Origin of the sequence: Pseudomonas sp. AKS31 (assembly GCF_023634765.1) — a bacterium.
Classification (GTDB): domain Bacteria; phylum Pseudomonadota; class Gammaproteobacteria; order Pseudomonadales; family Pseudomonadaceae; genus Aquipseudomonas.
Map to the genome: position 1 here is coordinate 57572 of NZ_JAMLFX010000009.1, position 25510 is coordinate 83081.

At 56.1% G+C, this 25510-nt stretch carries 25 protein-coding genes and 1 pseudogene; 12 read left to right on the top strand and 14 right to left on the bottom strand.

The features are described 5' to 3' along the window. Positions 1-9: 9 nt before the first annotated feature. Genes M9827_RS20780 through M9827_RS20795 form a run of 4 tightly spaced genes read left to right on the top strand, consistent with a single transcriptional unit; the run spans position 10 to position 3008 of the window. Positions 10-879 (top strand): copper resistance protein B, encoded by an 870-nt coding sequence (locus tag M9827_RS20780; protein WP_250606928.1) that lies wholly within the window; start codon positions 10-12, stop codon positions 877-879. Between the two features lie 31 nt (positions 880-910). Further along, entirely contained in the window at positions 911-1285 is a 375-nt protein-coding gene (gene copC / locus M9827_RS20785) for a copper homeostasis periplasmic binding protein CopC (RefSeq protein WP_250606929.1), read from the top strand. Positions 1286-1288: 3 nt separating this feature from the next. Then, positions 1289-2158: a copper homeostasis membrane protein CopD gene (gene copD, locus M9827_RS20790; protein WP_250606930.1), complete on the top strand. Its 870-nt coding sequence runs from the start codon at positions 1289-1291 to the stop codon at positions 2156-2158. 58 nt (positions 2159-2216) lie between these two features. Continuing rightward, positions 2217-3008: a transporter substrate-binding domain-containing protein gene (locus M9827_RS20795; protein ID WP_250606931.1), complete on the top strand. Its 792-nt coding sequence runs from the start codon at positions 2217-2219 to the stop codon at positions 3006-3008. A 3-nt stretch (positions 3009-3011) separates the two neighbouring features. On the opposite strand, the gene M9827_RS20800 is transcribed toward M9827_RS20795, so the two are convergent. The 5 genes and pseudogenes from M9827_RS20800 to M9827_RS20815 all read right to left on the bottom strand — a co-directional run bounded on the left by M9827_RS20800 (position 3012) and on the right by M9827_RS20815 (position 7073). Further along, positions 3012-3224 (bottom strand): hypothetical protein, encoded by a 213-nt coding sequence (locus M9827_RS20800; protein ID WP_250606932.1) that lies wholly within the window; start codon positions 3222-3224, stop codon positions 3012-3014. A 175-nt stretch (positions 3225-3399) separates the two neighbouring features. Further along, positions 3400-4179: a S6 modification regulatory phosphodiesterase RimA gene (gene rimA / locus M9827_RS20805; RefSeq protein ID WP_250607018.1), complete on the bottom strand. Its 780-nt coding sequence runs from the start codon at positions 4177-4179 to the stop codon at positions 3400-3402. A gap of 141 nt (positions 4180-4320) precedes the next feature. Beyond that, positions 4321-5193, bottom strand: a complete 873-nt coding sequence (locus tag M9827_RS28045; protein ID WP_502943463.1) for a methyl-accepting chemotaxis protein — start codon at positions 5191-5193, stop codon at positions 4321-4323. Continuing rightward, positions 5179-6255: pseudogene (locus M9827_RS28050) on the bottom strand (methyl-accepting chemotaxis protein); the annotation flags it as partial. The pseudogene M9827_RS28050 and the gene M9827_RS28045, both read right to left, overlap by 15 nt. A gap of 455 nt (positions 6256-6710) precedes the next feature. Next, positions 6711-7073, bottom strand: a complete 363-nt coding sequence (locus tag M9827_RS20815) for a DUF6124 family protein (protein WP_250606935.1) — start codon at positions 7071-7073, stop codon at positions 6711-6713. Between the two features lie 918 nt (positions 7074-7991). Here M9827_RS20815 and M9827_RS20820 point away from each other — a divergent pair. Then, entirely contained in the window at positions 7992-8864 is an 873-nt protein-coding gene (locus M9827_RS20820) for a TIR domain-containing protein (protein WP_250606936.1), read from the top strand. Positions 8865-9198: 334 nt separating this feature from the next. On the opposite strand, the gene M9827_RS20825 is transcribed toward M9827_RS20820, so the two are convergent. Continuing rightward, a complete protein-coding gene (locus tag M9827_RS20825) occupies positions 9199-9711 on the bottom strand; it encodes a hypothetical protein (protein ID WP_250606937.1) in 513 nt (170 codons plus the stop codon). Between the two features lie 3 nt (positions 9712-9714). Continuing rightward, positions 9715-10566: a ParA family protein gene (locus M9827_RS20830; protein WP_250606938.1), complete on the bottom strand. Its 852-nt coding sequence runs from the start codon at positions 10564-10566 to the stop codon at positions 9715-9717. A gap of 263 nt (positions 10567-10829) precedes the next feature. On the opposite strand from M9827_RS20830, the gene dusA reads away from it, so the two are divergent. Both dusA and M9827_RS20840 read left to right on the top strand, forming a co-directional pair. Further along, a complete protein-coding gene (gene dusA / locus M9827_RS20835; RefSeq protein ID WP_250606940.1) occupies positions 10830-11822 on the top strand; it encodes a tRNA dihydrouridine(20/20a) synthase DusA in 993 nt (330 codons plus the stop codon). A gap of 27 nt (positions 11823-11849) precedes the next feature. Next, on the top strand, positions 11850-12269 hold the full coding sequence (locus tag M9827_RS20840) for a DUF2388 domain-containing protein (RefSeq protein ID WP_250606942.1): 420 nt from the start codon (positions 11850-11852) through the stop codon (positions 12267-12269). Here the strand turns inward: M9827_RS20840 and M9827_RS20845 are convergent, their stop codons facing one another. Continuing rightward, a complete protein-coding gene (locus tag M9827_RS20845; RefSeq protein WP_250606944.1) occupies positions 12270-13103 on the bottom strand; it encodes an undecaprenyl-diphosphate phosphatase in 834 nt (277 codons plus the stop codon). Between the two features lie 573 nt (positions 13104-13676). On the opposite strand from M9827_RS20845, the gene M9827_RS20850 reads away from it, so the two are divergent. From M9827_RS20850 to M9827_RS20860, 3 genes are all read left to right on the top strand, one after another. Then, positions 13677-14417: a winged helix-turn-helix domain-containing protein gene (locus M9827_RS20850; RefSeq protein ID WP_250606945.1), complete on the top strand. Its 741-nt coding sequence runs from the start codon at positions 13677-13679 to the stop codon at positions 14415-14417. A 279-nt stretch (positions 14418-14696) separates the two neighbouring features. Further along, positions 14697-15329, top strand: coding sequence for a winged helix-turn-helix domain-containing protein (locus M9827_RS20855; RefSeq protein WP_250606946.1), 633 nt, complete (start codon positions 14697-14699; stop codon positions 15327-15329). Positions 15330-15719: 390 nt separating this feature from the next. Further along, positions 15720-17114, top strand: coding sequence for an undecaprenyl-phosphate glucose phosphotransferase (locus tag M9827_RS20860; RefSeq protein ID WP_007950006.1), 1395 nt, complete (start codon positions 15720-15722; stop codon positions 17112-17114). Positions 17115-17597: 483 nt separating this feature from the next. On the opposite strand, the gene M9827_RS20865 is transcribed toward M9827_RS20860, so the two are convergent. The 6 genes from M9827_RS20865 to galE all read right to left on the bottom strand — a co-directional run bounded on the left by M9827_RS20865 (position 17598) and on the right by galE (position 23797). Then, positions 17598-19676 (bottom strand): YjbH domain-containing protein, encoded by a 2079-nt coding sequence (locus M9827_RS20865; RefSeq protein ID WP_250606947.1) that lies wholly within the window; start codon positions 19674-19676, stop codon positions 17598-17600. Next, on the bottom strand, positions 19673-20431 hold the full coding sequence (locus M9827_RS20870; protein WP_250606949.1) for a capsule biosynthesis GfcC family protein: 759 nt from the start codon (positions 20429-20431) through the stop codon (positions 19673-19675). Before M9827_RS20870 ends, M9827_RS20865 begins: the two co-directional genes overlap by 4 nt. After that, positions 20431-21096: a YjbF family lipoprotein gene (locus tag M9827_RS20875; protein WP_250606950.1), complete on the bottom strand. Its 666-nt coding sequence runs from the start codon at positions 21094-21096 to the stop codon at positions 20431-20433. The genes M9827_RS20870 and M9827_RS20875 overlap by 1 nt, the downstream gene beginning before the upstream one ends. A gap of 11 nt (positions 21097-21107) precedes the next feature. Continuing rightward, complete coding sequence (locus M9827_RS20880) at positions 21108-22223, bottom strand: polysaccharide biosynthesis/export family protein (RefSeq protein WP_205941802.1); 1116 nt, start codon at positions 22221-22223, stop codon at positions 21108-21110. A 90-nt stretch (positions 22224-22313) separates the two neighbouring features. Further along, positions 22314-22550, bottom strand: a complete 237-nt coding sequence (locus tag M9827_RS20885) for a hypothetical protein (protein ID WP_007910552.1) — start codon at positions 22548-22550, stop codon at positions 22314-22316. 230 nt (positions 22551-22780) lie between these two features. Continuing rightward, positions 22781-23797: a UDP-glucose 4-epimerase GalE gene (gene galE, locus M9827_RS20890; protein ID WP_250606952.1), complete on the bottom strand. Its 1017-nt coding sequence runs from the start codon at positions 23795-23797 to the stop codon at positions 22781-22783. Between the two features lie 391 nt (positions 23798-24188). On the opposite strand from galE, the gene galU reads away from it, so the two are divergent. Then, positions 24189-25022: a UTP--glucose-1-phosphate uridylyltransferase GalU gene (gene galU, locus M9827_RS20895; protein ID WP_007910549.1), complete on the top strand. Its 834-nt coding sequence runs from the start codon at positions 24189-24191 to the stop codon at positions 25020-25022. A gap of 29 nt (positions 25023-25051) precedes the next feature. Next, a complete protein-coding gene (locus tag M9827_RS20900; RefSeq protein ID WP_250606954.1) occupies positions 25052-25456 on the top strand; it encodes a phosphohexomutase domain-containing protein in 405 nt (134 codons plus the stop codon). Positions 25457-25510: the final 54 nt, after the last annotated feature.

Sequence of the window (25510 nt, forward strand, 5' to 3'; positions counted from 1 at the left end):
GGGCCGCTGATGACTCGACTCACTGCATTTTCCTTGCTGCTGATCGGCAGTTCGGCGATGGCCGCCAGCGACATGCCGGGCATGGATCACAGCCAGATGTCCGGCATGGATCACTCGGCAATGCAAAGCATGGACGACGGCATGATGCAGCCCGCCGCGCCGACCGAAAGCCGCACGCCGATCCCGCCCCTGACCGACGCCGACCGCGCCGCCGTGTTCACCAGCCCCGGCGGCCATCAGGTCCACGACAGCGCGATCAACAGCTACTTTTTTGCCGACAAACTCGAATGGCAGGACGCCGATGACGGCAGCGCGCTGGCCTGGGATCTGTCCGGCTGGATCGGTGGCGATATCGATCGTCTGTGGCTGCGCTCCGAAGGCGAACGCAGCAACGGCAAGACCGAAGACGCCGAGATTCAGGCGCTCTGGGGCCATGCAATATCACCGTGGTGGGACGTGGTCAGCGGCGTGCGGCAGGACTTCAAACCCGGCGCGCCGCAGACCTGGGCCGCGTTCGGTGTGCAGGGCATGGCGCTGTACAACTTCGAAGCCGAGGCCACCGCGTTTATCGGTGAAGGCGGCCAGAGCGCGCTGCGGTTCGAGGGTGACTACGACATCCTGCTGACCAATCGCCTGATCCTGCAACCCACCGCCGAAGTCAACGTCTACGGCAAGAACGATGCGCAACGGGGCATCGGTTCCGGGCTTGCCAACACCGAGGCGGGCCTGCGCCTGCGTTACGAAATCCGCCGCGAATTTGCCCCCTACATCGGCGTGACGTGGAACCGTACCTACGGCAACACCGCCGATTACGCCCGCGAAGAAGGCGAGGATCGCAGCGAAGCGCGCCTCGTCCTCGGCGTGCGGATGTGGTTCTGAATCCCATTGGAAAACAACCCAGAGGTCTTGCATGCGCACCTTGAACATCACCCTTGCACTCGCCAGCGGCTTGCTCCTGAGCAGCCTCGCCCAGGCCCACCCGAAACTGCTCTCGTCGACCCCCGCCGAAGGTGCCGACGGCGCCGCACCCGGCAAGATAGAACTGCACTTTTCCGAGAACCTGTTGACGCAGTTCTCCGGCGCCAAACTGGTCATGACCGAAATGCCCGGCATGGCCCATTCGCCGATGCCGATGAAAGCCAGAGTCAGTGCCGGCAGCGACCCGAAAAGCATGCTGATCACCCCGCTCGCGCCGCTGCCGGCCGGCACCTACCAAGTGCAATGGCGCGCGGTGTCTAGCGATACGCACCCGATCACCGGCAATGTCACGTTCAAAGTGAAGTGAGCGATGGCTGAACTGATCAACATCCTCCTGCGATTTGCGTTGTATATGGATTTGCTGCTGTTGTTCGGGCTGGCGTTGTTTGCGCTGTACAGCGCTGAGACACTGCTGCGGTTTCGGCCGATGTTGCGCGGGATGGCGTTGATCGGGACGCTGTTGTCAGGCGCCGGACTGGTGTTGATGACCCGCGCCATGAGCGGCGAAGCGACGTTCGCGGCGCTGTGGCCGCATCTGCAGATGATGTTGCTGGAAACCGACGTCGGGCTGGCGTGGGCGCTGCGGATGAGCGCGCTGATCGTGGTGTTGATCAGGCCCGGCGCAGGGCTTGCATCGATGGCCGGCGCCGTCGCCCTCGCCTCTCTCGCGTGGAGCGGGCATGGGGCGATGGACGAGGGCGCGCTGCGGTTCTGGCATTTTCTCAGCGACATTCTGCACCTGCTCGCGGCGGGCGCATGGCTGGGTGCGATGCTGGCGCTGGTGTTGATGGCGCGGGGAATGATCGATGAATCGCGTATTCGTTCGCTGGTTGTTTCGGTCAAGCGCTTCGAATGGATTGGCGCGGTGATCGTACTGACACTGTCGATTACCGGTGCAGTGAATTACCTGTTCATCGTCGGGCCGAGGCTGGATGACGTGTTGCTCGGCACTTACGGGATGCTGCTGGCGATCAAGGTCGTGTTGTTTGCCGGGATGTTGGTGTTGGCGGCATTGAACCGCTTTCACCTTGGCCCGTCCCTGCAACAATCGTTGCGCGATGGGCAGCATGCCATCGCGGCCAATGCGCTCAGACGCAGCGTGGTGGTTGAACTGGCAATGGCCTTGCTGATCGTTGCATTGGTGGCGTGGCTCGGCACGTTGAGTCCGGACCCGGGATGACACCCGACAAAGCCTTTCACTACACTGGGCCACCGTCCTTCCCGGAAGCCCGATCACAATGACAACACTAAAAAGCACAATGATCCTCTGCGGCCTGCTGAGCGTAGCCGCCGGCGCCCACGCCGAGCCAAGCGCTTCGCACCTCGACAGCATCCAGCAACAAGGCCAGTTGCGCGTGTGCACCACCGGCGACTACAAGCCGTACACCTTCAAACGCACCGACGGCGAATTCGAAGGCATCGACATCGCCATGGCCCGCTCACTGGCCGACAGCCTCGGGGTCAAAGTCGAATGGGTGCAAACCACCTGGAAAACCCTGATGCCGGACATGCAGGCCGGCAAGTGCGACATCGGCATGGGCGGCATCTCGGTCACCCTCGAACGGCAGAAAAAAGCCTACTTCAGCAACACCCTCGACACTGACGGCAAGATCCCGCTGGTACGTTGCGACGATGTCAGCAAGTACCAGACGGTGGAACAGATCAACCAGCCCAACGTGCGCCTGGTCGAACCCGCCGGCGGCACCAACGAAGCCTTCGTCCACGCCTTCCTGCCCAAGGCGCAACTGGCCCTGCACGACAACGTGACGATCTTTCAGCAACTGCTCGACAACAAGGCCGACGTGATGATCACCGACGCCTCGGAGGCGCTGTATCAGCAGAAACTCAAACCGGGCTTGTGCGCGGTGAATCCGCATCAGTACATGCAATATGGCGAGAAGGCGTATCTGCTGCCGCGCGATGACATCAGCTGGAAACTGTACGTCGATCAGTGGCTGCACTTGAGCAAAGTTACCGGCAAATATCAGCAAACCCTGAGCGAGTGGATCGCCGTACCTGCCGCGCAGTAATCCTTAATCGTCATGCAACATGCCGGAGCTGTACTGATTGAGACTGCTGCCGATACTGTTGCCGCCGAACTTCAACGTATTGGCGTTGCGCCCCTCCGGCGACTGACAGTCGCCGGAGAAACAACTGGTAGTGGTCAAGCCACCTGCGCCTGAACACGCACTCAACACCGATATCGCTGCGGCAACCAACAGCACTTTGACGACATTCAGGCGCATGGCACGATTCCCTCGGGATAAAAAGCGATGATCTTGTGCCAACATCCTAGGCCTGCGCCACACACGGCAAGATGAAACTTTGCTCATCGACAGGGGGACTACCAACACTGAATGGCTCAACAAACGTACGGCGCTGAGCCAAGTTATCGAGCGGATCAGCGCGAGCTGAAAGCGATCATCGCTTCAGCCACGCACTTGTCGGGATCTGCGCGATGGATTTGAAGGCAGGCCTGGCGAACCAGTAGCCCTGCATCAGATAAATGCCGCAATCGGCGAGAAAGTCTCTTTCCTCAGCATCTTCTATGCCCTCGGCGATCACCTCCACGCCCAACTCTCTGCACATGTTCACCACGTTACGCACGATGGTCTGGCGCACCCGGTCGCGGTGAATATTGCGGATCAGCGCCATATCCAGCTTGATCAAGTCCGGTTGAAAATCCGCCAACAAGTTAAGGCCGGAATAGCCTGCGCCAAAGTCGTCGATCGCTGTCTTGAAACCAAACTCACGATACTCACGCAAGATGCTCATCAAATGCTTGTTGCTTTCAACGTGCTCGCCTTCCACGGCTTCGAAGATCAGCCGCTCCAGCGGAAAGCCGTAAGTGCGCGCCGCTTCCAGCGTGCTGCGAATGCACACTTCCGGCCGGTAAACGGCATTCGGCAGAAAATTGATCGACAGGTACTGCGTCATGCCTAACTCAGCCGCCGTGGAAATCGCCCGCACACGACACAGTTGATCGAATCGATAACGGTTTTGATCGTCCACCTGCTCCAGGACAGACAGGGCGCCTTCACCGTTCACGCCACGAACCAAGGCTTCATGGGCAAACGTCGTTTGATCGCGCAGATCCACAATGGGCTGAAAAGCGAAGGCGAAATCCATGTCCGGCACGCCTTTGTTCTTACAGCCCTGGCAGCCTCCGGGAGACGCGAATGATTTTGGAAAGTCGGTCATGAACCACCTGATGACGGCGTGCAACCTTCCATGGCGATAAATAAAACAGCTGCTGGCCTTGGTTATCTGCAAACGAGGCGATAACTGTAGCCCTGCGGCGCCTGAATAGTTGAAGGCACCGCGTGCGCCAAGTTGAAAAGATCAGGTGCGGAAATGCGCGGTCATTCGCTGCAGGTCCTGCCCCAGTGACGCCAACTCAATGGTCGCCGCCGCACTTTCTTCGCTGGCGACAGCCGACTGATCCGCCACATCACGCACACTGACAATGCTGCGGTTGATTTCGTCGGCCACGGCACTTTGCTGCTCGGCGGCGGCCGAGATCTGCAGGCTCATTTCCTGGATCGTACCGATGGACTGATTGATCTCGGTAATCGCCAATTCGGCTTTCTGCGCCAACTCCACCGTATCGAGGGTGCGCTCGCGGCTGGAGGCCATCAGCGTCGCGGCCGCTTGCGTGCCTTGTTGCAGGGTGACGATCAGCGCTTCGATTTCCTTGGTCGAGTCCTGCGTGCGCTGCGCCAGCGAGCGCACTTCGTCTGCCACCACGGCAAAACCACGGCCCTGCTCCCCCGCCCGCGCCGCTTCGATCGCGGCGTTCAACGCGAGCAGATTGGTCTGCTCGGCGACGGCTTTGATCACATCGATGACTTTGCCGATCTGCTCGCTGTCCTGAGTCAGCACGTTCATCGCACCGCCCAACTCTTCAATGGCCATAGCAAGTTCGCTGATCTGCACCGTCGCCTGCTTCACCACCGTACTGCCGTGGCGCGCCTGCTGATCGGCCAGGGTCGCGGCAGCGGAGGCATCGGTGGTGTTACGCGCAACTTCCTGCACGGTCGAGGCCATTTCGTGCATCGCCGTGGCGACTTGATCCACTTCACTTTTTTGCTGACGCACACCCGCGCTGGTCTGCTCGCTCATGGCCGAGAGTTTTTCCGCAGAGGTGGAGATATGCGTCACGCCATTGCCGATACCTTGCACCAGCGTGTTCAGGTTCTGCGCCATGTCCTGCATCGCATTCTGCAGATCGCCCAACTCATCTTTGCGGTTTGACTTGGCCTGTACCGTCAGGTCGCCTTTGGCAATGCGTCGGGCCAGATCAACCGTCAGCGCCAGCGGCGCCGTGATCTGGCGAGAGATGACCACCGAAGCAAACAGCCCGATCACCAGCGCCAACACAGTCAATCCGGCCATCTGAATAAAGGCCGAATGCTGATCCTCACGCGCAAGGCGCTGCTGGGTGTCCATCAGGCCAGTCATGATTTTGTCCATCGCCTTGCTTTCCTGGTCGACCTGCTCGCGCATGTTCTGCTTCTGCTCGAACAGCCCGGCCACTTCCACCAGTACTTCGCGATAACGCCGCATGCCGGCGTGCGCTTCTTCCAGTTGGCTCGACAGGGCCGTCGGCAGGCTGGTGCGCGCCTTGGTGATATCACTCAAGAAGCTATCGATGGTTTCCATCATCAGTTTTTTGTTCACGTCGTTGGGCACCGCAATGTAACGACGCAACATCAGGCGAAACGTGGTCATGCCATTGCGCAAATCGGCCACTGTGCGCAGCTCCCGAACGCGTTCGCCATCGGCAGACGCCAGTGCACTGGTCGTGGTGCCTTCAAGCATGCCGGCAAAAGTTTGCGCGTACTTGTCCGACAGCGCCGTCAGCGGTTTCAGGGCATCCGTGGTCGATTGATCGGCAGCGATCAGCCGCTTGACCTTCTGGTCGTAGGCAACAATCGTGGCTTGCAAAGCCTTCAAGGCTTGCTGGTTCTCAGCGCGGGTCAACGTGTCCAGCGCCTTGCTCACAAGACCCTGCAAGACATTCAGCTGAGCGTTATAGGACTCGGCGAACGCTGCGTCAGCGGCGGCTTCGTACTGTTTCTCGGACAGCCGCATATCTTGCGTCGCGTCATTCAACGTGCCGATCAGACGCGTCGTACTCAAACGATCAACCAGCACGCCGTTGCTGTTATAGCCAATGAAGGCAACCGCCAAAACGGCCAGCAAAAGAATGCCGAAGCCGGTTCCCAGCTTGCGGGAAACCTTGATGTCACCCAGGAAATTCGATGCAACTGCCATATTCAGCCTCAAACGCCCTGACGCGAAACGCCAGGCACAAAAAATTGATCTCCGGTAACCACAGTCACCGTCCAGACATTCGGGGTCGTCATCCAAGGCGTAATACGGGACGCTCCAGCTGTCCCTGAAATGCAAATGCCGATGCTGTTGAAGCGTCGAAAACAAACCCGACGCGAGCACCGGCAGACAAACCCGTCACGTCGCAAACAGAGCGTCTGCACGCTGGATTTATCGTTTCAGCAAAGGTGTCTGGAGGGATGCTATTAATTTTGCGAAAACTTGTACAACTTTATATTTTTGTATAATCGTTGAACTTTTCGAGCGGCGTGATGACGCATTGCCATCATGATTTGTGGCACATCGCTATTGGCGTAAAACGGGGCTGAAAATGCGGATTCAGGTGCCTGGCCCCTCTGCGGCGAGCAGTGGCTGCACGACACAGAGGAGCGAGGGGTTTACGGCTTGATTTCGACCTTATCCAACACCTGATTCACCGCCAACTCCCCCAACATCACCACCTGCGCAATGCCCAAAGCGGTTTTGCGGTGCGAGGGGTCGAGTGCGGCGGCGAAGTTGTTGAGCATTTCCGAGGCGGAACTCAGCGTTTCACTGGCATTGGCTAGCAGGGATTCCGAGTCGTACTTCGGATTGGCGAGGTACATGCGCTCGGGCTCGTTTACGCAGGACATGATGTGGCCGGCGGGAAGGAGGTAGTGATCGAGGGCGCGCTCGGCGGCTTCGTGGAGTTTTTTGGATTTGAGGGATTCGTAGGGGGATGCGGGATCGGTGTCCGGCGGGTTGGGCGTTACTTTGAACATAGATGGAACCTCTAGCGCGATTACTAAAAGAAGCCATCACCCTCGCTACCAAACGATGGGTGGCGGCCATACGCGGGTTGGTAGACCGGTCGCACTAGAACCCGGCGCCCACGAATGAGCCCCACGCATGACCACCATGAAATCCGAGCCCTGGGAAAGCGACTGAAATTGGTGATGCGATGCATCTAGACACGAAGCGGGCTACCAAACCCGATCACTGGTTTTCAGTGATGGGGGGACGATAGAACGTGCGGGCTAGACGTACAAGCCGGGGGATTCTGTCTTAGGTGTAGGGGGAAGAGCAAGGGAGTGTAGGCTCAAGACTGCAGCAACAGGCTTCCTTTAAACAAAAGTGTTTTTTCTGTTTGGAAAGGCTCTACGAGCAAGGTGATCGATTCAAAACTGTGCAAAGAGCACTGCGCTCCTCTTTCAAGCGCTGCCCGTCACTCCGATGATGGATTGGACGCAGTATCTCATCGCCCACCCAGCCTGCATGGGTGAACCATCGTAAGCACATCGGTTTGTAGCAAAATTTAAGCGTTTCCCGAATTGCTGACCATCGAATAAAACACTTTTGCAGTACCGCTCCTTTCTTGGGAAGAGCCGTTGCAATGCCAGACACTATTCTTGATTTGGGTATGCTGGAAAGGGTGTACCAAGATCAGCTGGCTCTAGTGCCGACTCTGATAGAGCTGACCCTTCTTACTGAAACACCAGATTTGAGTGACACCGATGAGACGGTCCGTGGTGTACTGAGGGCAGTTGGCGGGAACGCTGGTCGCGTCAAGTAGCGCTTCTTCAAGCCGAAGGAAAGGAATGTGGGCAAGTTTCCACGTTGATCACCAGCGCAGCCACCGCTACCTTTGTTTGTAGGTGATAATGTCTTTATCACACATAGGATGAGAAAGGATTCACTTGATGGGCCAAAAACCACCAGCCGCTTCCTTGAAGCCCAAACTGCAGCTTTCTCCTCTGGCCATTGAGCGGGGAATTGAGCGTTTAGACAAATGTATTGGCGAACTCAGCGAGTTCAACATTCTCACGTTGGTCGATGGCGAATCTCAAAAATTGGACTCTTTGACATTAACCATCAAAGACATTCTGGAACGTTGTTTCGGTGAAAACTCCTCGGCCTATCAGCGTTTTATTGCTGCCGCAAATCTTCGCTATGGCGGAGCACTGGAGATTCTGAGTGGTCAAGTTCCAGATTACAGCGGCAATGTCAGAAAAAATATCAACCGGTCTCTTGGATTGCTCAAAGCTGCTCAAGACACGCTGCAAGAGGATCTTGCCGAGCATGAGAATTCGATTGTAAGTACATCGTCAGACGCTGGAGCTGCGGCAGCGCTTTCTAAGCGGGTCTTTGTGGTGCACGGCCATGAGGAAGGCCCAAGGGAAGCAGTAGCGCGCTTTTTGATGCAACTGGGCTTTGAACCAATCATTCTGCATGAGCAAGCCAACCAAGGCCGCACAATCATGGAGAAAGTCGAAGCGCATGGACAGGTGGATTTCGCGGTAGTGCTGCTGACTCCAGACGATGAGGGCTGCGCCAAAGGTGGTAAACCAGAACCACGAGCGCGACAGAACGTCTTGCTCGAGCTGGGCTATTTCCTTGGCCGTCTCGGCAGAGAGAAAGTGTGTGCATTGAAGCGCGGCACCGTGGAGATTCCCAGTGATTTTGCCGGTGTGGTGTGGGAGTCCATGGACGGCAACAGCTGGAAGCAAGCTTTGGGCCGTGAACTTGAAGCCGCTGGGCATGAGATCGACTGGAATAAAGTTATGCGGGCTTAGACTGCTCCCCCGTTCCCGGGACAAAGGCTACGGATTTATTTACTGCCAAGACCCATCCCTATAAATAAATCCGTCACCTTTTGCCCAAGGTGTTGTAGGCAGCGTAGGGCGATGATGTTACACGCTTAAACGAATGTAATTTCGCGCTTATACAGTGCAATGTGAGATGTTGCTTCGAAAAAATATCGGATACCAATATCTCGACTTATACAAAATCACACATCCAGAACAGACTTAGCACCAGCGTGAAAAATGCAACGTATTACTTTAACCCTTAGTCCAAAATGTCTTGATATTTACCAAAATACTAATCCTGAGATACCAGCTATTTCTTTCAGGTAGGCTCATCACTTCTCTTCGAGATACTATTCCGAAGAATCTCGTCTGAAATCAAACCTAACGATGAAAATTCACCCTTGAAGACTGGAGTGGCTAGAATTTTCTTCAATTCGACAACTTCTAAATTCGCCAAAAATCGAAAAAGGACACTTTGAGCACTTGCGCGAGACTTCAAATTTTTCTGATCTTTACCGTACCGATCGAAAAAACGCTTAACATCTTTCAACTCAGGAAGAAATGTTCTATTTTCAAATTTCGCATACAGCTCTTGTAGCAGATTATTTTTTTCATCATCTGAAGAAAGCACCGAATTAAGATGAAACTGCTTAACAGCATTTCTTTTTTTTACAGCCAACCCATGCTGACGTAAGAACAATGCTTCTATCTCACGCTGTATCTCCCCTTCAGAGAGATGCTCATGACGTGCAATGGCTTGAAAAACTGTTTTTCGCCCATATCTCAAAAAGAGCAATGCCACTTCAAGATCTAAAATCTCTTTAGATTTCATAAGTTACTCTAATCCAATTGATTTGAAAAACTCTTGCGTAAAAGAGGAGAACTGTCGCGGAACGTTCGTTCTCACATGACTTGTGGAGCCAATTGGCGTACCTTCCCTAGCTGCCTTTGCGTATGAACGGGAATACCTTACATGGGTATCATATACATGCCATTTATTCTTACTTGCCTCTTCAGTAACTTCCCTGACCGATGCAGCAGTTTCAGGCCCATCTGAGTAAGATGATGAATGATTGAAAACAATCCCACAAATATCTAAAGCATGATCGGAGTTTTCCGCCTTAAATTCAAGAACAGAATTCGCAAGCAAGGGAAGCCCGATCGTAGCCAAAAATTCTGGTTTTACTGGCACTAGGGCGTAGCGACTCGCATGATAGGCTGCATCAGTGAGAATAGACTCCGTAGGCGCACAATCAATTATTATCAAATCATAATTTTCGACTACGCTGGCTAATGCCTTTGCGAGCTTCCTCTCTTTACCTGTGGGATTTTTTAAAGTATTTGAAAGCTCGAGCCTGCTCGGAATCAGATCAAGCATCGTGTTTGAGCGGTAGCCCGCCCCCTTAATTATCACATCATCAATCGTGCACTTTGTCGGACTAGGAGAACTAATAGTTGGAGGAAGGTACTGCTCAAATAAATTTACTATGGTTGGTCTTTTTTGATTTAAATGGTCGACGTAGCCCCTTGCCCCCATGAGAGCCTGACTTAAATTCGCTTGTGGATCGAGATCAATAGCTAAAGTCCGCAGGCGTTTTGTATCGGCGGTATGCGCCAGCTGCGCTGCGAGGGTAGTCTTGCCAACTCCACCCTTCATATTAATCAAACTCACAGAAATTGCTGTCACAGCTTCCTCCTTGATACCACGATTATTTTATTTTTTCAGTGGGGCTGCAGCTTATAACTGCAGCTCCCCAAAGGAAAGCACACTTTCCTGGAGAACGACTAGCACATTCCTCGACGGATCATCCAAAGGATGTTTTTCTTAGCCTACAGATTCCGAGTGAGAGACGAGATGGATCCGCATAGCTCTCTGAAACCTTAAGAACTGAACGCGTCAATCCTGATAAACTCCCGCACCTCCCAGCCCCATCCAATCTAGAACCGCCAATGTCCCCGATCACCACGCCCGCCCCTCTCTCCCGCCGCTTCTCCGTCGCCCCAATGATGGATTGGACCGACCGCCATTGCCGTTTCTTCCTACGCCTCCTGTCGAAGAACGCCCTGCTCTACACCGAAATGGTCACCACCGGCGCTCTCCTCAACGGCGATCACGAACGCTTCCTCCGTCACAACGAAGCCGAGCACCCTCTCGCGCTGCAGTTGGGCGGTAGTGTTCCGTTGGATCTGGCAGCCTGCGCGCGCATGGCCCAGGAACATGGCTACGACGAGGTGAACCTGAACGTCGGCTGCCCAAGTGATCGTGTGCAGAACAACATGATCGGCGCGTGCCTGATGGGTCATCCGCAACTGGTGGCGGATTGTGTGAAGGCGATGCGTGATGCGGTGTCGATTCCGGTAACGGTGAAGCATCGCATCGGCATCAACGGTCGGGACAGTTACGCGGAGCTGTGCGATTTCGTCGGCACCGTCCGCGATGCCGGGTGCACCAGTTTCACCGTGCATGCGCGGATTGCGATTCTGGAGGGGTTGTCGCCGAAGGAGAATCGTGACATTCCGCCGTTGCGTTATGACGTGGCGGCGCAGCTGAAGGCGGATTTTCCGGAGTTGGAGATTGTGCTGAATGGCGGGATCAAGACGATGGAGGCTTGCCATGAGCATTTGCAGACGTTCGACGGTGTGATGTTGGGGCGTGAGGCTTATCACAATCCGTATTTGCTGGCGGAGGTGGATCAGCAGTTGTTTGGCAGTTCGGCGCCGGTGATCAGTCGGGCTGAGGCGCTGGCGCAGTTGCGTCCTTATATAGCCGAGCATTTGTTGGCCGGTGGGGCGATGCATCACATCACGCGGCATGTGCTGGGCCTGGGCACGGGGTTCCCGGGGGCGCGGAAATTCCGTCAGTTGTTGTCGGTGGATATTCACAAGGCCAAGGATCCGCTGGCGTTGCTGGATCAGGCGGCTGAGTTGCTTGAAGGTCGTTGATTGATGGTTTGAGTGTGGGGGCGACGCATGAGCGTTGCCCGGCGTTTTGATGTACTGACAGGATGTCTTTCGTTTATGCCCGCGTTTACTTTTTCTGCTTTCAAGCGTTTCACCCTCCTCACCTTGTTCAGCTTCACCTCCAACGTTTATGCGCACTGCGATGGCTTTTGCATGGGCCGTACCGATACGCCGTGGGAGGTGACGCAGTTTTCCGGCTTCACTTTGGTGTCTTTGATCCTCGCACCTATTTCGTCCAGCCAGGAAACGACCGACAGTCACAAGCGTGTTTACTCCGCCGAGGAGCAAGAAGACGCGCGACTCTATCTGGCCAGCGACGGCATGCTGCAGGCCGCGTATTTCACCTCGGCCTTGCAGCGCTTTCGTCAGGAGTCGTCGGATTCGACGTTAAACGATCTCGCCGTGGCGGCGTTGATCAGCGCTCAGTGATCAGGCGGCCGCTGCGGCGGTCCAGTTGACCCAGCCAAACAGCCACGTCGCCAGAATCAACAAACCAAACGCGATCCGGTACCAGGCGAACGCGGCGTAGCTGTGGTTGGCAATAAACTTGAGCAAGCCGCGTACGGCGATCATCGCGAAGATGAACGCGGTGACGAAGCCGAGGGCGAAGACTGGCAGGTCGTTGGGCTGGAACAGGTCGCGGTATTTGTAGCCGGAGTACACGGCGGCGCCGACCATGGTGGGCATGGCGAGGAAGAACGAGAACTCGGTGGCGGCTTTGCGTGACAGGCCGAAGAGCAGACCGCCGATGATGGTCGAGCCGGAGCGTGAGGTGCCGGGAATCATCGCCAGGCATTGTACGAAACCGACTTTCAGTGCGTGAGACCAGCGCATGTCGTCGACGTGTTCGACGCTGATCACATGGCTGCGCTGTTCGGCCCACAACATAATGATGCCGCCGACGACCAGTGCCATGGCAACGGTGATCGGGTTGAACAGGTATTCGTGGATCGCATCGGCGAATAACACGCCCAAGACCACAGCGGGTAGAAAGGCAATCAGCAAGTTGAGGGTGAAGCGTTGGGCATTACGTTCGGTGGGCAGGCCTTTGATGATGTCGAAGATCTTCGGTCGAAACTCCCAGACGACGGCAAGAATGGCACCCAGTTGAATAATGATGTTGAACGCCATGGCGCGTTCGCCGCCGAATTCCAGCAAGTCGGCGACGATGATCTGGTGGCCGGTACTCGAGATCGGCAAGAACTCGGTCAGGCCTTCTACCGCACCTAATATCAACACCTGGAAAAGGGTCCAGAAATCCATTAATCCTCCGTCAGAGCGCTCGTGGCGAGCGACCGGGTAATAACACTCAGGGGTTGAGTATCTGAAGTTGCACAATTGGCACATTATGAAGATCAAAAGATCGCAGCCTTCGGCAGCTCCTGCATTTGAAATGCATTCACCTGTAGGAGCTGCCGAAGGCTGCGATCTTTTGATCTTGAAGAATAGGTCTTATGAATTGCCATACTCAAGCCATGTTAATAATCGTCGGCTGACGAACTACGCGAAAAATATTTAGGCCTTTTTGCAGAAAAAAGTTGCTCTGGCAATAAAGTGTGATCAATATCACATTATTCCGAGATGGCCAGACAGTGGCAATTAGACATAGACAAAGCCATCGCGATAAGCTCAAAATAGTGGCACCATTGCATATAGCCACCATCTAAGCAGTAGTTCACCCTCCCGAGAAAATCAACTAAAAGCTTGAAATGCTTAATTATTGTTAGAAAACTCGGGAGCCACGTCTAAAAAACGCGTGAATGTTACCAATTGTCAGTCACAGATGAGAACCGGTGCTTTAACATCCCGATGTCAGCACTTAATTCGAGTCAATGCATGATGCTCTCAGGGAACTTAGCGACCAGTAGTCCGCGCCCGACAAATGACGAACCTGGTATTCTTACTTTGGGTCGTACCCGTGGCGTGGCTGAACATGTCAAAGCGCTAGTCGCCCAGCATTTACGCACTGATATGGCGCTCGAAGCCAGCGCGTACACTAGTTCATATCAGTTGAATGAACAGTCTGGTTCGTATCGAGCGATCTTCCTGGTTATCGACAGCCCACAGGCCCTCGAAGACAATCTTGCCTTGGTCGAGAACCTGCGCAGCGACAACTTGAAACCGATCATTTGCGCGGTCATCACCGGTCGCGGCGCCTTCAACAAGATCAAATATTATCTGGCTGGCGCGGATATTTGTATCAAGCTCAATACCCTTTCCGACGCTGGCGCCGAGTTGCTGGGCGAGTTCTTCAACAGTGAAGAATGGCAACGCGATATCGATCTGACGCTTGATCCAACCCGTATCTGCCTGATGGGCACCAGCAAGAAACTCGATATCTCGTTTGCCGAGATGAAGATTCTCGAAGCCTTTGCGCAAACCAGTAATCACATTCTGAGCCATGATGAAATCGCCAGCATCATGGGCCTCAACACCAATTTCTACGACCCTCGAGCACTGGAGAAGTCGATCAGTCGCTTGCGTGGAAAAATCAAGGACATGTATGGTACAAACGCGATTCAGAGCATTCGCGGCTATGGCTATCGCCTGCTGCGGGGTCTGATATCGACTGCCTGACTCTCGGGCAGCCATCCCATTTGCATACGTACGAAGGATCGTCTAATGCAACCATATAGCTCCCGTTCTGCTTCACGCCTGTTTGAAATCAAGCAATTGAATGAGCGCGACAACACGACCCATAACAATAAAACTCCATAACATAGCAGCAGATCGAGTGGAATTTATCGAGGGCCAATCTTGGGCCCAGACCCTGCCTATCGATTACTTCCGAGGAAGTCATTGCTCGCCTGCCGATTTATCTTTTAGCCAATTTTGGTATGTATTCAGGAGAGAGACATGGAAACTAGTACAACCCTCCCAAGGAAATATTTTGTTGTCGTGACTCACAGTACAACGTCGCAACGCGAACTGGAGAGCATGCTGTCCAGTGAACGTTTCAATTCGTTTGAAGGGGTTGATTCACCCTCTTCCGCTCCAATGGTGATGGAGTTCACATATCCAGGCATCAATCGTAAAAACGCCCCGCGCAGTATCGAACACGATACTCAGCGAATATTGGCCACGCTTGAGTCCGAATGGCGCGCTGCGCAATCGGCTAATCCTTTCCAGAATGTCCCGGCCATTACCGGGGGAACCCGCAACATGCCGCCTGCCGTTGACGGTGAACTACCTGGCAATGAAACCTGGCATCTGGACCCTGATCAGGGTGCACTGGTCAAAGAAGGTGTCGAAATCAGCCTGACGGGCCTGGAAACAGCATTGGTCAGGAAAATGCTCAGCCATGAAGAGCGTGTTGTCAGTCGTGACGAGCTGATTCTCAGCATCGGTCGAGAACCGGAACAATATCGCGGCCTGGAAATGTGCCTGAGTCGCCTGCAAGACAAATTCAAAAGCGCCAGTAATGGTGAGCGACTGTTTCGTGCCGTCAGAAACCGCGGTTATTGCCTGATTCAGGAAATCGTCGCGTAACCCGCAAGACTTCCACGAACAGAACAAACAGGCAAAAGTGCGATTACAAAAACAACAAGAGCACTCTGTTTGGCTTCACCCTCCTCCCTGAATTAAACACTCCCTGCCTCCACCCTCCAACAGTAACAAATACAACATCATTTATTCACCCCCTGCTCTGCGACCTTTTCTAACACCCTGCTATTTAATTATTAAAAAGTTGGCACTGTGCCATCTTGTTAGAACTCGTCAGACACCATTCAAGCCAATAACTTAGTCTATTGACTGACGACAGTTCGGCATATCGATGTTGTTACCTCAGGACACTCGTTACAACAAAAACAATAAGTCTGCATAACAACTCGGTTTTCAACTGTTGAAACCTGAATGGACGTCTTTTGGGGATACCGTATGGATCTTTCTTTAAGTATCAATCGAAGCACAGGCCTCAAGGGACTGACCTTTTGGGGCCAATGGGCGCTGGCACAGGGCTTTGTGGTGACGCTGCTGTTCATACTCGCCGAGCAACACACCGGGACGGTCGCGTTTTACTACCGGATGTGTGCAACGCTGGCGGTACTGGCGTCGGTGCCGGCTTATACGTTTAGCGGTGTTTACCGCAAGCGTGACAACTACCTGACCGGTCTCGGTCGACTGTTCATGGGTTGGTCGATGACCATGGCGGCGCTGGCGTGCATCGCCTTTGTCTGCCAGGCCGATGAGCTGTTTTCGCGGCAGGTGATTCTGAGCTGGGCGGTGTATGGCTTCCTCGGTCAGGCGTTTCTCTACGCGCCGCTGCATGCGTTTTCCAAGTACTACCAACGATCGCGTAAAAGCGAGCACAAGACGCTGATCGTCGGTACCGGCGAACTGGCGTTGGGTCTGGCAAAGAAGCTCAGCCAACTGGAAAACCTGCCTTTGGTAGGTTTGGTCAGCAATGGCGATGTGTCGGCGCTGGGTTCGGATGCACCGCGCGTTGTTGGCGATCAGGAACAGTTGCTGGAGCTGATCGAGGCGCATGACATTCGTCGCTTGTACATCACCCTGCCGCTGTGTGAAGCCGCGAAAATCGAGGCGATTTATGGCGATTTGCTCGGCGCCAACGTCGACGTGGTGTGGGTGCCGGACTTGAACAGTCTGACCCTGCTCAATCACTCGGTGAAGGTGGTGGACGGTCTGCCGGCGATCTACTTGAACGAGAGCCCGTTGACCAGCCGCCCTACTGCTGCTTTGAGCAAGAGTCTGGTCGAGAAAACCGTGGCGTTTCTGGCGATCATCGCGTTGAGCCCGATCCTGCTGATCATTGCGCTGGCGGTGAAGATCAACTCGCCCGGCCCGGTGTTCTTCAAGCAGGATCGCCATGGCTGGAACGGCAAGGTGATCAAGGTCTGGAAGTTCCGCTCGATGCGTGTTCACGATGACCGTGACGTGAAGCAGGCCAGCCGTAATGACTCGCGCATCACCGCAGTCGGTCGCTTTATTCGCCGCACTTCGCTGGATGAGTTGCCGCAACTGTTCAACGTGTTGCAGGGGCACATGGCCCTGGTCGGCCCTCGCCCGCACGCCGTCGCGCACAACAACTACTACTCGGGGAAAATCCTCGCGTACATGGCGCGTCACCGGATTAAACCGGGGATCACCGGCCTGGCCCAGATCAGCGGCTGCCGCGGTGAGACGGACACCATCGACAAGATGCAGAAGCGTGTGGAGATTGACCTGCAGTACATCAACAGCTGGTCGTTGTGGCTGGATCTGAAGATCCTGGTGAAGACGCCGTTTACGTTGCTGTCGAAGGATATTTACTGAGGTTCAACGCTGGATACCGCAAGGGGACGAAAGTCCCCTTTTTTTGTGCGTGGGATTTGGCGCGCGAGAGTAATTGGGCGTGGATGCAAAAACCTGTGGGAGCTGGCTTGCCAGCGATAGCGGTGGGTCAGGCGACATCAATGTTGCAAGTGCCGGCCTCATCGCTGGCAAGCCAGCTCCCACAGGGGATTTGTGCTTGGCTCAGGCCTTATGGCTAGACACATAACCTGGGGAAGCTGTGCTTGGCTCAGGCCTTACAGCTAGACAAATAACCTGGGGAAGCTGTGCTTGGCTCAGGCCTTACAGCTAGACACATAACCAGGGGAAGCTGTGCTTGGCTCAGGCCTTATGGCTAGACACATAACTGTGGGAGCTGGCTTGCCGGCGATGGCGGTGGGTCAGGCGACATCAATGTTGCAAGTGCCGGCCTCATCGCTGGCAAGCCAGCTCCCACAGGGATTCGGGTGTTTCGGAGATCCGCGCTTACTCCGTGATCTTCTCGAAATTGCGATAAAACATGTCCCCTTCCCGGCTATCGGTCATCGAGTGCAGTTGGTAGCCGCGATTCAGTCGCGCACCACCGTCACGGGTCAGCGGCGCCCAGACCAGGTTGGCGCGGCGCATGGTCGACATGCTCATCATCTCGTCGAACGGGATCGACAGGTAGATGCCTTTGTCGAAACTACCTTCGCCATATTCAGCACTGCCCGCCGTGGTAATGGTCGCCCAAGCGCCAAAGCGCACGCCATTGAAAAACTCGCGCGAGATGTCCACGGTGCCACCCCAATCCCCAGCCAGATAACGCCCGACGCTAACCGCCGCCAGCGTATCGAACGGCAGATCCGTATACGCCGTGACATGCCCGGTCACCACCGAGTAATCACGCAGGGCAAAACCCTGATCGAAATCGCGCTGACGCAGCCAGTTCAGATCCGCGCCCACCGACCAGCGTTCACCGGTGGGGCGGAACAACACTTCACCGCCGACACCGGCGAACATCGACTCCAGATAACCGCCATACACCATGCCGTACAGGTCTTTATCCAGTTGCTCGGCATGGCTGACCTGGAACAACGGCATGGTCGTGTTGGACGTGGTCAGGTATTGGCGTAAATCCGTACGCACTCGCGGCAAACCGCTCGGCGCGTCGTAGGTGAACTTGTCGAAGTTGTTGGCCAGGTTGGCGCTAAGCAAACCGCTCCACCAAGTGTTGCGATTGAAGCGGTATTCAGCGTCGGCATCAGCACTCAATTGATAGAGCAAACCATCCGGACCACCAACGTTCTGCTTGAAGCCCAGCCCGACGCCATAGCTGAAATGCTGCGGCGCTTCGGTGTAGAGGGTTTTCTCGTTGTGCGGCATCGCCGGGTTGATCTCGGTGGTGCGGTGCAAAGACTCCAGTGGCTCCTCGTTGCTGATCACTTCGCGGAAGGTCTGGCGCGGCAAGCTGGTTTCTTCCAGCGGCAAGTCGTAGCGCTTGTTGACCACGGTGAACCAGTCGATGTCGTCGTTGACGCTGTTATCAAGAATCCGGCTCGCCCGCCCGACCGCCTTCGACGAATGGAAGTAGCGCTGCTGCTCGCCATACACGATCAATTCCGAATCACGCTGCGTGATGCGCTCGACCTTGTAGCCGGCGTTCTGCTGCAAGCGTTGCGACACATTGGCCCAGTTGACCTGATCCATCGCCGTGGTCGGCGCCTTCGCCGGCAACGGTTCCGGAGTCGGGTCGTAAGTCTTGGCCGGTGCCTTGCGGCTGACGAAATTGGTGTGGAAGGTCACGCCGAACATCGCCGTATTGCCGCGCTCCCACGCCGCGCTGACATCAACCGAATCGGTGACTTTGAACACCGCGCCGAGGTTGATCGGCGAGTCCTGCTTGATCTCGTTGTCCTTCGGCTCGTGCTTGTAATCATTGCCTTCGTATTCGAGTTTCAGGCTGAGACGATCCCACGGCGTCTGATAGCTCACCCCACCGAAGAACGACGGCCGACCGCGAAAGTACGAACCCGAGTTGACGTCACCGGTGCCTTCAAGTGCCGGGCGGGTATCGAAGCGATCACTGACGTTGCCCAACGGGTTGTCCATGTCGCCGCGATTACCGAGGTAACCCCAGGCAATCCCGGCGCTGAAATCGAAATTGTCGTAGCGCTTGTTGGCGACGAAAAATTCACTGGAAAACAAACCCGTACCGCCGATGTCTCGGAAGCCCAGCGCCACGTCGGGCAGCCAGTGACTCTCCTGCCACAGCCGGACTTTGACGTCGACCGCCTTGTCCTTATAGCTTTGGCTGCCGCTCAGGGCCTCCGAGCCGTACGGCCGGTTGGTGATCGCGGTGTAGCGAAACGAGCCTTCGAGCCAGTCCAGCGGCTGCAACGAAACGCTGTAGCGGCTGTACGGTTCGGTGCGGTTGGCGTTGACGCTCAACTCGCCGGCCGGGGCCATGCGCGCGGTCGGCGTCTGCAACAGCCCGGTGCCACCGAAATCATTCTGGGTAATGCGCGGCTCGGCATGAGCCAGACCGCAAGGCAATAACAACACAGCTGCAAAACGTAACTTCAACGAACCACCTCGGCCAGCTGCGTGGCAATGAATTCGGCCAACTGCTGATTCAGTTCAGGAAGAGGCGGATCAAGATCATCATTTTTCACCGGCACCAGAATCTTGCTGCCGGCCACCGGAAACTGCCCGGACTCGCGATTCCAGTGGGCAATGCCGACGCGCCGCGACACGCCGTTGGGCTGGATCAGCCACAGATAATCAGCTTCGGCATCGGCCAGAATCGAGCAGCCTTCCAGGTACTCACGCGCCTCCTGCAACGGCTGATACGGCAAGTGGCACGGCTCGGCGACTGCGCCCAGCACTTGCACTTCATCGACACGTTTCGGATAAACCAGACGATCGCCGTCATCGAGGCGAATGTTGCGCGCGAAGCCAACCTCCAGCGCCACCGGATCGAGATCGGCAATCTGCCGCCCCGTCACCGGCATCTGCCGCACTTCTTCGGCCAGACGCTGCGCCAGCGCGACACGACTGGGTCGATCAAACAACGCCGCCATGCGCTGCAGCACGTCGAGGTCAAACAGCACGCCGACCTTGAGCCGTGTCTGCTCCTCAATCAACGACTGCCGCAGCAACCCGCCCGCCAGCCAATAGCCTTCGGCGTTCGGCACCGCTTCGCCGATCACATCGAGCAAGCGCCCGCCCGCTGGCAAAGCGACCGGTCCGGGATTGGCGACATCGCCCGACACCGTGACGGCCGCCTGACTCACACTGGCGACCAGCATCAGGCCCGCCGATAACAGCTTCAGGCGCATCACGGCAGGTGCCTGCGATCAGGGGTCAGTTGCACAACCTTGACGCGCAACTGCGAGGTCAGTTGCTGTTCGCTCTGCAAAATGAACCCGTCACGCGGGTCGACCCAGTAACGATTGGTCGCGCTCAGGCCGATGGCCGGGGCGTCAATCTGCTCATCGACACGCAGCACGGTGTATTCCTTGTCGAGAATCTGCAGGGTTTGTTCGGCGCGGCGCGAGAAGCGGCTGTTGACGATCACCCCGACTTCCTGGCCCTTGTAGAGGTCGATCCAGCGCCGCGTGGTGAAACCGTCGGCGACGTGATGCAGGCCCTGCTTGAACGGCGCGTCATCGGCCAGCCGCGTGCCATCGAGATCGCCTTCCAGGCCCAGGCCAATGCTGCGCACGGCGAGGCCATTGCGCAGCAACAGCACTTGTTTGCCCGAGGCGACCCAGAACTGCAGGTCCTCACGCTCGCGCACCAGCGCCAGCACCCCGGAGCCGGACGGCGTGGTCAGTTTCAGTTGCGGGTAGTTGACCCCGGCCACTTCGGCCGCCGACACGTCGACTTCATCCGGGCCGACAACCGCCGCTTTAAGGTTGTTCAACGAAGCGCTCATCAGCGGATTACAGCCGCACAGCAACGAGGCCGCCGTCAGGCACAGGCCAACTTTCAGAATGTTCAAAGTCGGCGACCTTATTTGCTGTTGTTACTGTATTCGCTCCAGTTCTTCGCAGCGGAAGCGCCGGTGCCGACAATCGATGCCGACGGCACCAACTGGCTGATCAGACGGTTCCAGCGAGTCACGTTGGCAGGCCCGACATACACCACGTCCTGCGGACGCACTTCGAAGTGCGAAGCGAGGGCCATGGCGGTGGGCGATTCGGCTTCCAACTGGTAGATCTTCGCCGGTTCGACATCGAGGTTTTCCACGCCACGAATGACATAAACCGCGTTGCCATTGGAGGTGGTCTGGGCCAGGCCGCCAACCGAACCGAGCACGTCGGTGAGGTTCATCGTCGCGGTCTTGAAACTCAACGCACGGGGCTGATTGACCTCGCCCATCACGTAGATTCGCTTGTTGTCGTTGTATGGCAGATACAGCTGGTCGCCACCCTTGAGGTAGACGTTCTGCAACTCGGAATCCTGCTGATTGAGCGAGTCGAGATTCAGCGGATAAGTGCGCCCCTTGCGCGTCAGCAACAGCCCGGACAGATCGGCGTTGTTGGTGTCGATGCCGGCCGAACCGAGGGCTTCGACCACGCTCAGCGGATTGGTGGAAATCGCTTGCGGGCCGGCCTTGGTTACCGCGCCGGTGACCACGACTTTCTGACTGGCGAAACGCAACACCGCGACATCCACCTGCGGCTCGGCGATAAATGCCGACAGCCGCTGTTCAATGTCCGAGCGCAGTTGCTGGATGGTCCGGCCGGCGGCCTGGACTTCCTTGATGAACGGGTAATACAGCGTGCCATCGGAGCGCACCAGTCGGCCGTTGGCATCGATCTGTTGTTGCGCGCCGGACGGGGCCGTCAGCTCAGGGTGATCCCATACCGTGATGTACAGAACATCGTTGTTGCCGATGCGGTATTCGGCCGGGGTGGCCAACAGCTCCGGCGGCAGCGACTCACGCTTTTGCGTGGCGCGGTTCATGGCAATCAGCTTGGGCGTGATCGGAATCAGCTCGACCCGGCTGCTTTCGCTGGCACCCTGGCGGGTGATGTCACTGGTGCTGAGGTATTGACCGGGGGAAAACATGCAACCTTGCAAAGCGAGACTTGCCAACATTAAAAGATAAACACTACGAGTCATAATGGCACTACGCTATTCAAGGGCGAATCCAAAAACAAAGTCACCCGACTTGCGTCGGGCGACCCTGTACTGCACTAACAGAACTTCCTGTTAGTTATGCGTGCCGGTTGTACCGGTGGTACCCGTCGTACCGGTGGTACCGCCGTTGGCACTGCCACCGCTGTTAGACGCCGCTACAGCACTGGCAACCATTGCAGTACTGGCTGCGGGCGCTTGAGAAGCCGCCACGTTGCCACCTACATTGGTTACCGCTGTCAGCGGTGCTTCAGCGGCGGCAGCCCAGTTGCTCAACATCGTCAACAGGGCAACTGCCATCACTTTTTTCATATCAACTCCTTTCTAACATTCGACTTGTTAAAAAACTCGTCTGAGTTAGCGGTGGTGAGTTCAAGTCCGCAAAAAGCGCGAACATGATCCGTCGTTCTTTCACAGTCTTACCCAACTGATAAAAGTCGAACGGCAGGTTTATATCTACGGACTTGCAAAAGGCATTGCCAGTGTAATTTCCCGACGTTATCTAACAACCTGACTGAAAATAACATTGGACTAAATGGCCATCATCGCGAGTAGCCTTGGGGATGATTCGATTGCCAGCGCCAAGTATCGGTGACCATGTCCTGCAAGTTGCGTGTGGCTTTCCAGCCCAGCTCTTTTGCTGCCTTGGAGGCGTCCGCCCAACTCTCGGCGATATCCCCGGAACGGCGCGGCATCATCCGGTACGGCACCGGTTGCCCGCAGGCCTGCTCGAACGCGTGGAGCACTTGCAGCACGCTGTAGCCATCGCCGGTGCCGAGGTTCCAGGTATGAATGCCGCTGCGTTCGGAGATCGACTGCAACGCCTTCAAGTGGCCGTCCGCCAGATCGACGACGTGGATGTAATCGCGCACGCCAGTGCCATCGATGGTCGGGTAATCGTTGCCGAAGATCGACAGCTCCTGCAGGCTGCCGACCGCCACCTGACTGATGTACGGCACCAGATTATTCGGGATGCCGTTGGGGTCTTCGCCCATGTGCCCGCTGGCGTGGGCGCCGATCGGGTTGAAGTAGCGCAGCAAGGCGATGCTCCAGCGCGGCTCGGCCTGGCTCAGGTCGCGCAGGACGTTTTCGACGATCAGCTTGGACTGGCCGTAGGGATTGGTCGGATTGCCGGTGGGAAAGTCCTCGCGAATCGGCATCTGCTCAGGCTCGCCATACACCGTGGCCGACGAGCTGAACACCAGACGAAAAACCCCCGCCGCCGCCATCGCCTGGCACAGGTTGATGCTGCCGCCGACGTTGGTCTCGTAGTATTCGAGCGGCTTGCGCACGCTCTCGCCGACCGCTTTCAGGCCGGCAAAATGCAGCACCGCGTCGATCGTGTGCTCGCGGAAGATCCGGTCGAGCAGTGCCCGGTCGCAGACATCGCCACGGATCATCCAGGCACTCTTGCCGCAAATGCCTTCAACGGCGTGCAACGCGGCTTCGCTGCTGTTGCAAAGGTTATCCAGTACGACAACTTCATAACCTGCTTCAAGTAGAGCAAGTGTGGTGTGCGAGCCGATATAGCCGGCGCCACCCGTTACCAGAATCTTCATAGCGCGATCCGTCTTTGAATGAGTGACAAGTAGCGTGTCAAGCCTGATTCATTGAAGATGTGTCACACTCCACACAAATAAGGCGACAACAACCGAAAACAAAACTAGTTCAATGACTGGCAATAAATATTTTTGCAGGTCACACTGTATTGCCCGGCTACTTATTAGCACTCCCTGCGCACTCATCACTATCAACAGATACCGACTAAAAATAACCAATAACGTACTTGCCGACATCTCATAACATTGTCACGTTTTACTGGCCCAACTAATTGCCATTAACAACCTGACTCAGGTATTAAAGTAGTCCTTCAATCAATATTGAAACTTGCAGCCATTGCTTATGGCCCGCATCCGTCGCCTGTGTTCCATGACTGTCCAGGATACTTTTATGATTCGTAAATGTTTGTTCCCCGCTGCCGGCTATGGCACGCGTTTCTTGCCGGCCACCAAAGCCATGCCGAAAGAGATGCTGCCGATCGTCAACAAGCCGTTGATCGAGTACGCCGTTGAAGAAGCGCGGGACGCCGGCCTGCAACACATGGCCATCGTCACCGGTCGCGGCAAGCGTGCGCTGGAAGACCATTTCGACATCAGCTACGAACTTGAACACCAGATTCGCGGCACCGAGAAAGAGAAGTTTCTCGCCGGCACCCGTGAGCTGATCGACACCTGCACCTTCTCCTACACCCGTCAGGTGGAAATGAAAGGTCTGGGCCACGCGATTCTCAGCGGTCGTCCGCTGATCGGCGATGAACCTTTCGCCGTGGTACTGGCCGATGACCTGTGCCTGAACCTGGAAGGTGACGGCGTGCTTACGCAGATGATTGAGCTGTACAAGAAATTCCGCTGCTCGATCGTCGCCATCCAGGAAGTCCCGGCCGACCAGACCCACAAGTACGGGGTGATTGCCGGCGAACTGATGTCCGACGGCATCTATCGCGTCAACAACATGGTGGAAAAACCGGCCCCGCAAGATGCGCCGTCGAACCTGGCGATCATTGGCCGCTACATCCTCACCCCGGACATCTTCGACCTGATCGCCGACACCCAACCGGGCAAGGGCGGCGAGATCCAGATCACCGACGCACTGATGAAACAGGCACAGAACGGCTGCGTGTTGGCCTACAAATTCAAAGGTCTGCGCTTTGACTGCGGTGACGCCGAGGGTTATTTGCAGGCGACCAATTTCTGCTACGAAAACGTTTATCTCAAGGGCCGCTGAGACGGCTCCCTTCACCCAACGAGGCCACCATGAACATTGCACAACATTCCGTAGAGATTGAACGCGAGGTGGGTAACCTCGGGGTGATGAGCTGGTTGTCCCGCCATCAGCCGTTGCCCAGCGCCAACGAGTCCTGGCTGGGCACGATTCTGCTGGTGGAGCGGATTGGCGTGTTTCCGGCGTCCGGTGATATCCGCCGGCCGATGCGTGATCCCTATCCCCTGCTCGCTCATCTGAAAAAGCTGTATGGCGAGCAGGCGCTGGAGATGGATGACCAGGATGGGTTGAAGGTGATCTTCAGCGACTGGCGCTTTCGCGTGCGGATTTGCTGCAACGACCCGGCGATCATCATCAACGTGGAAACCCGTTGTGATGCGCGGTTGATGCCGCAGAAGCTTGCGGAGTTGCTCGAGCAAGTCGACGCCTTCGAATAACTCCCCCCTCACCTGATCGTTCCCACGCTCTGCGTGGGAATGCATCCAGTGACG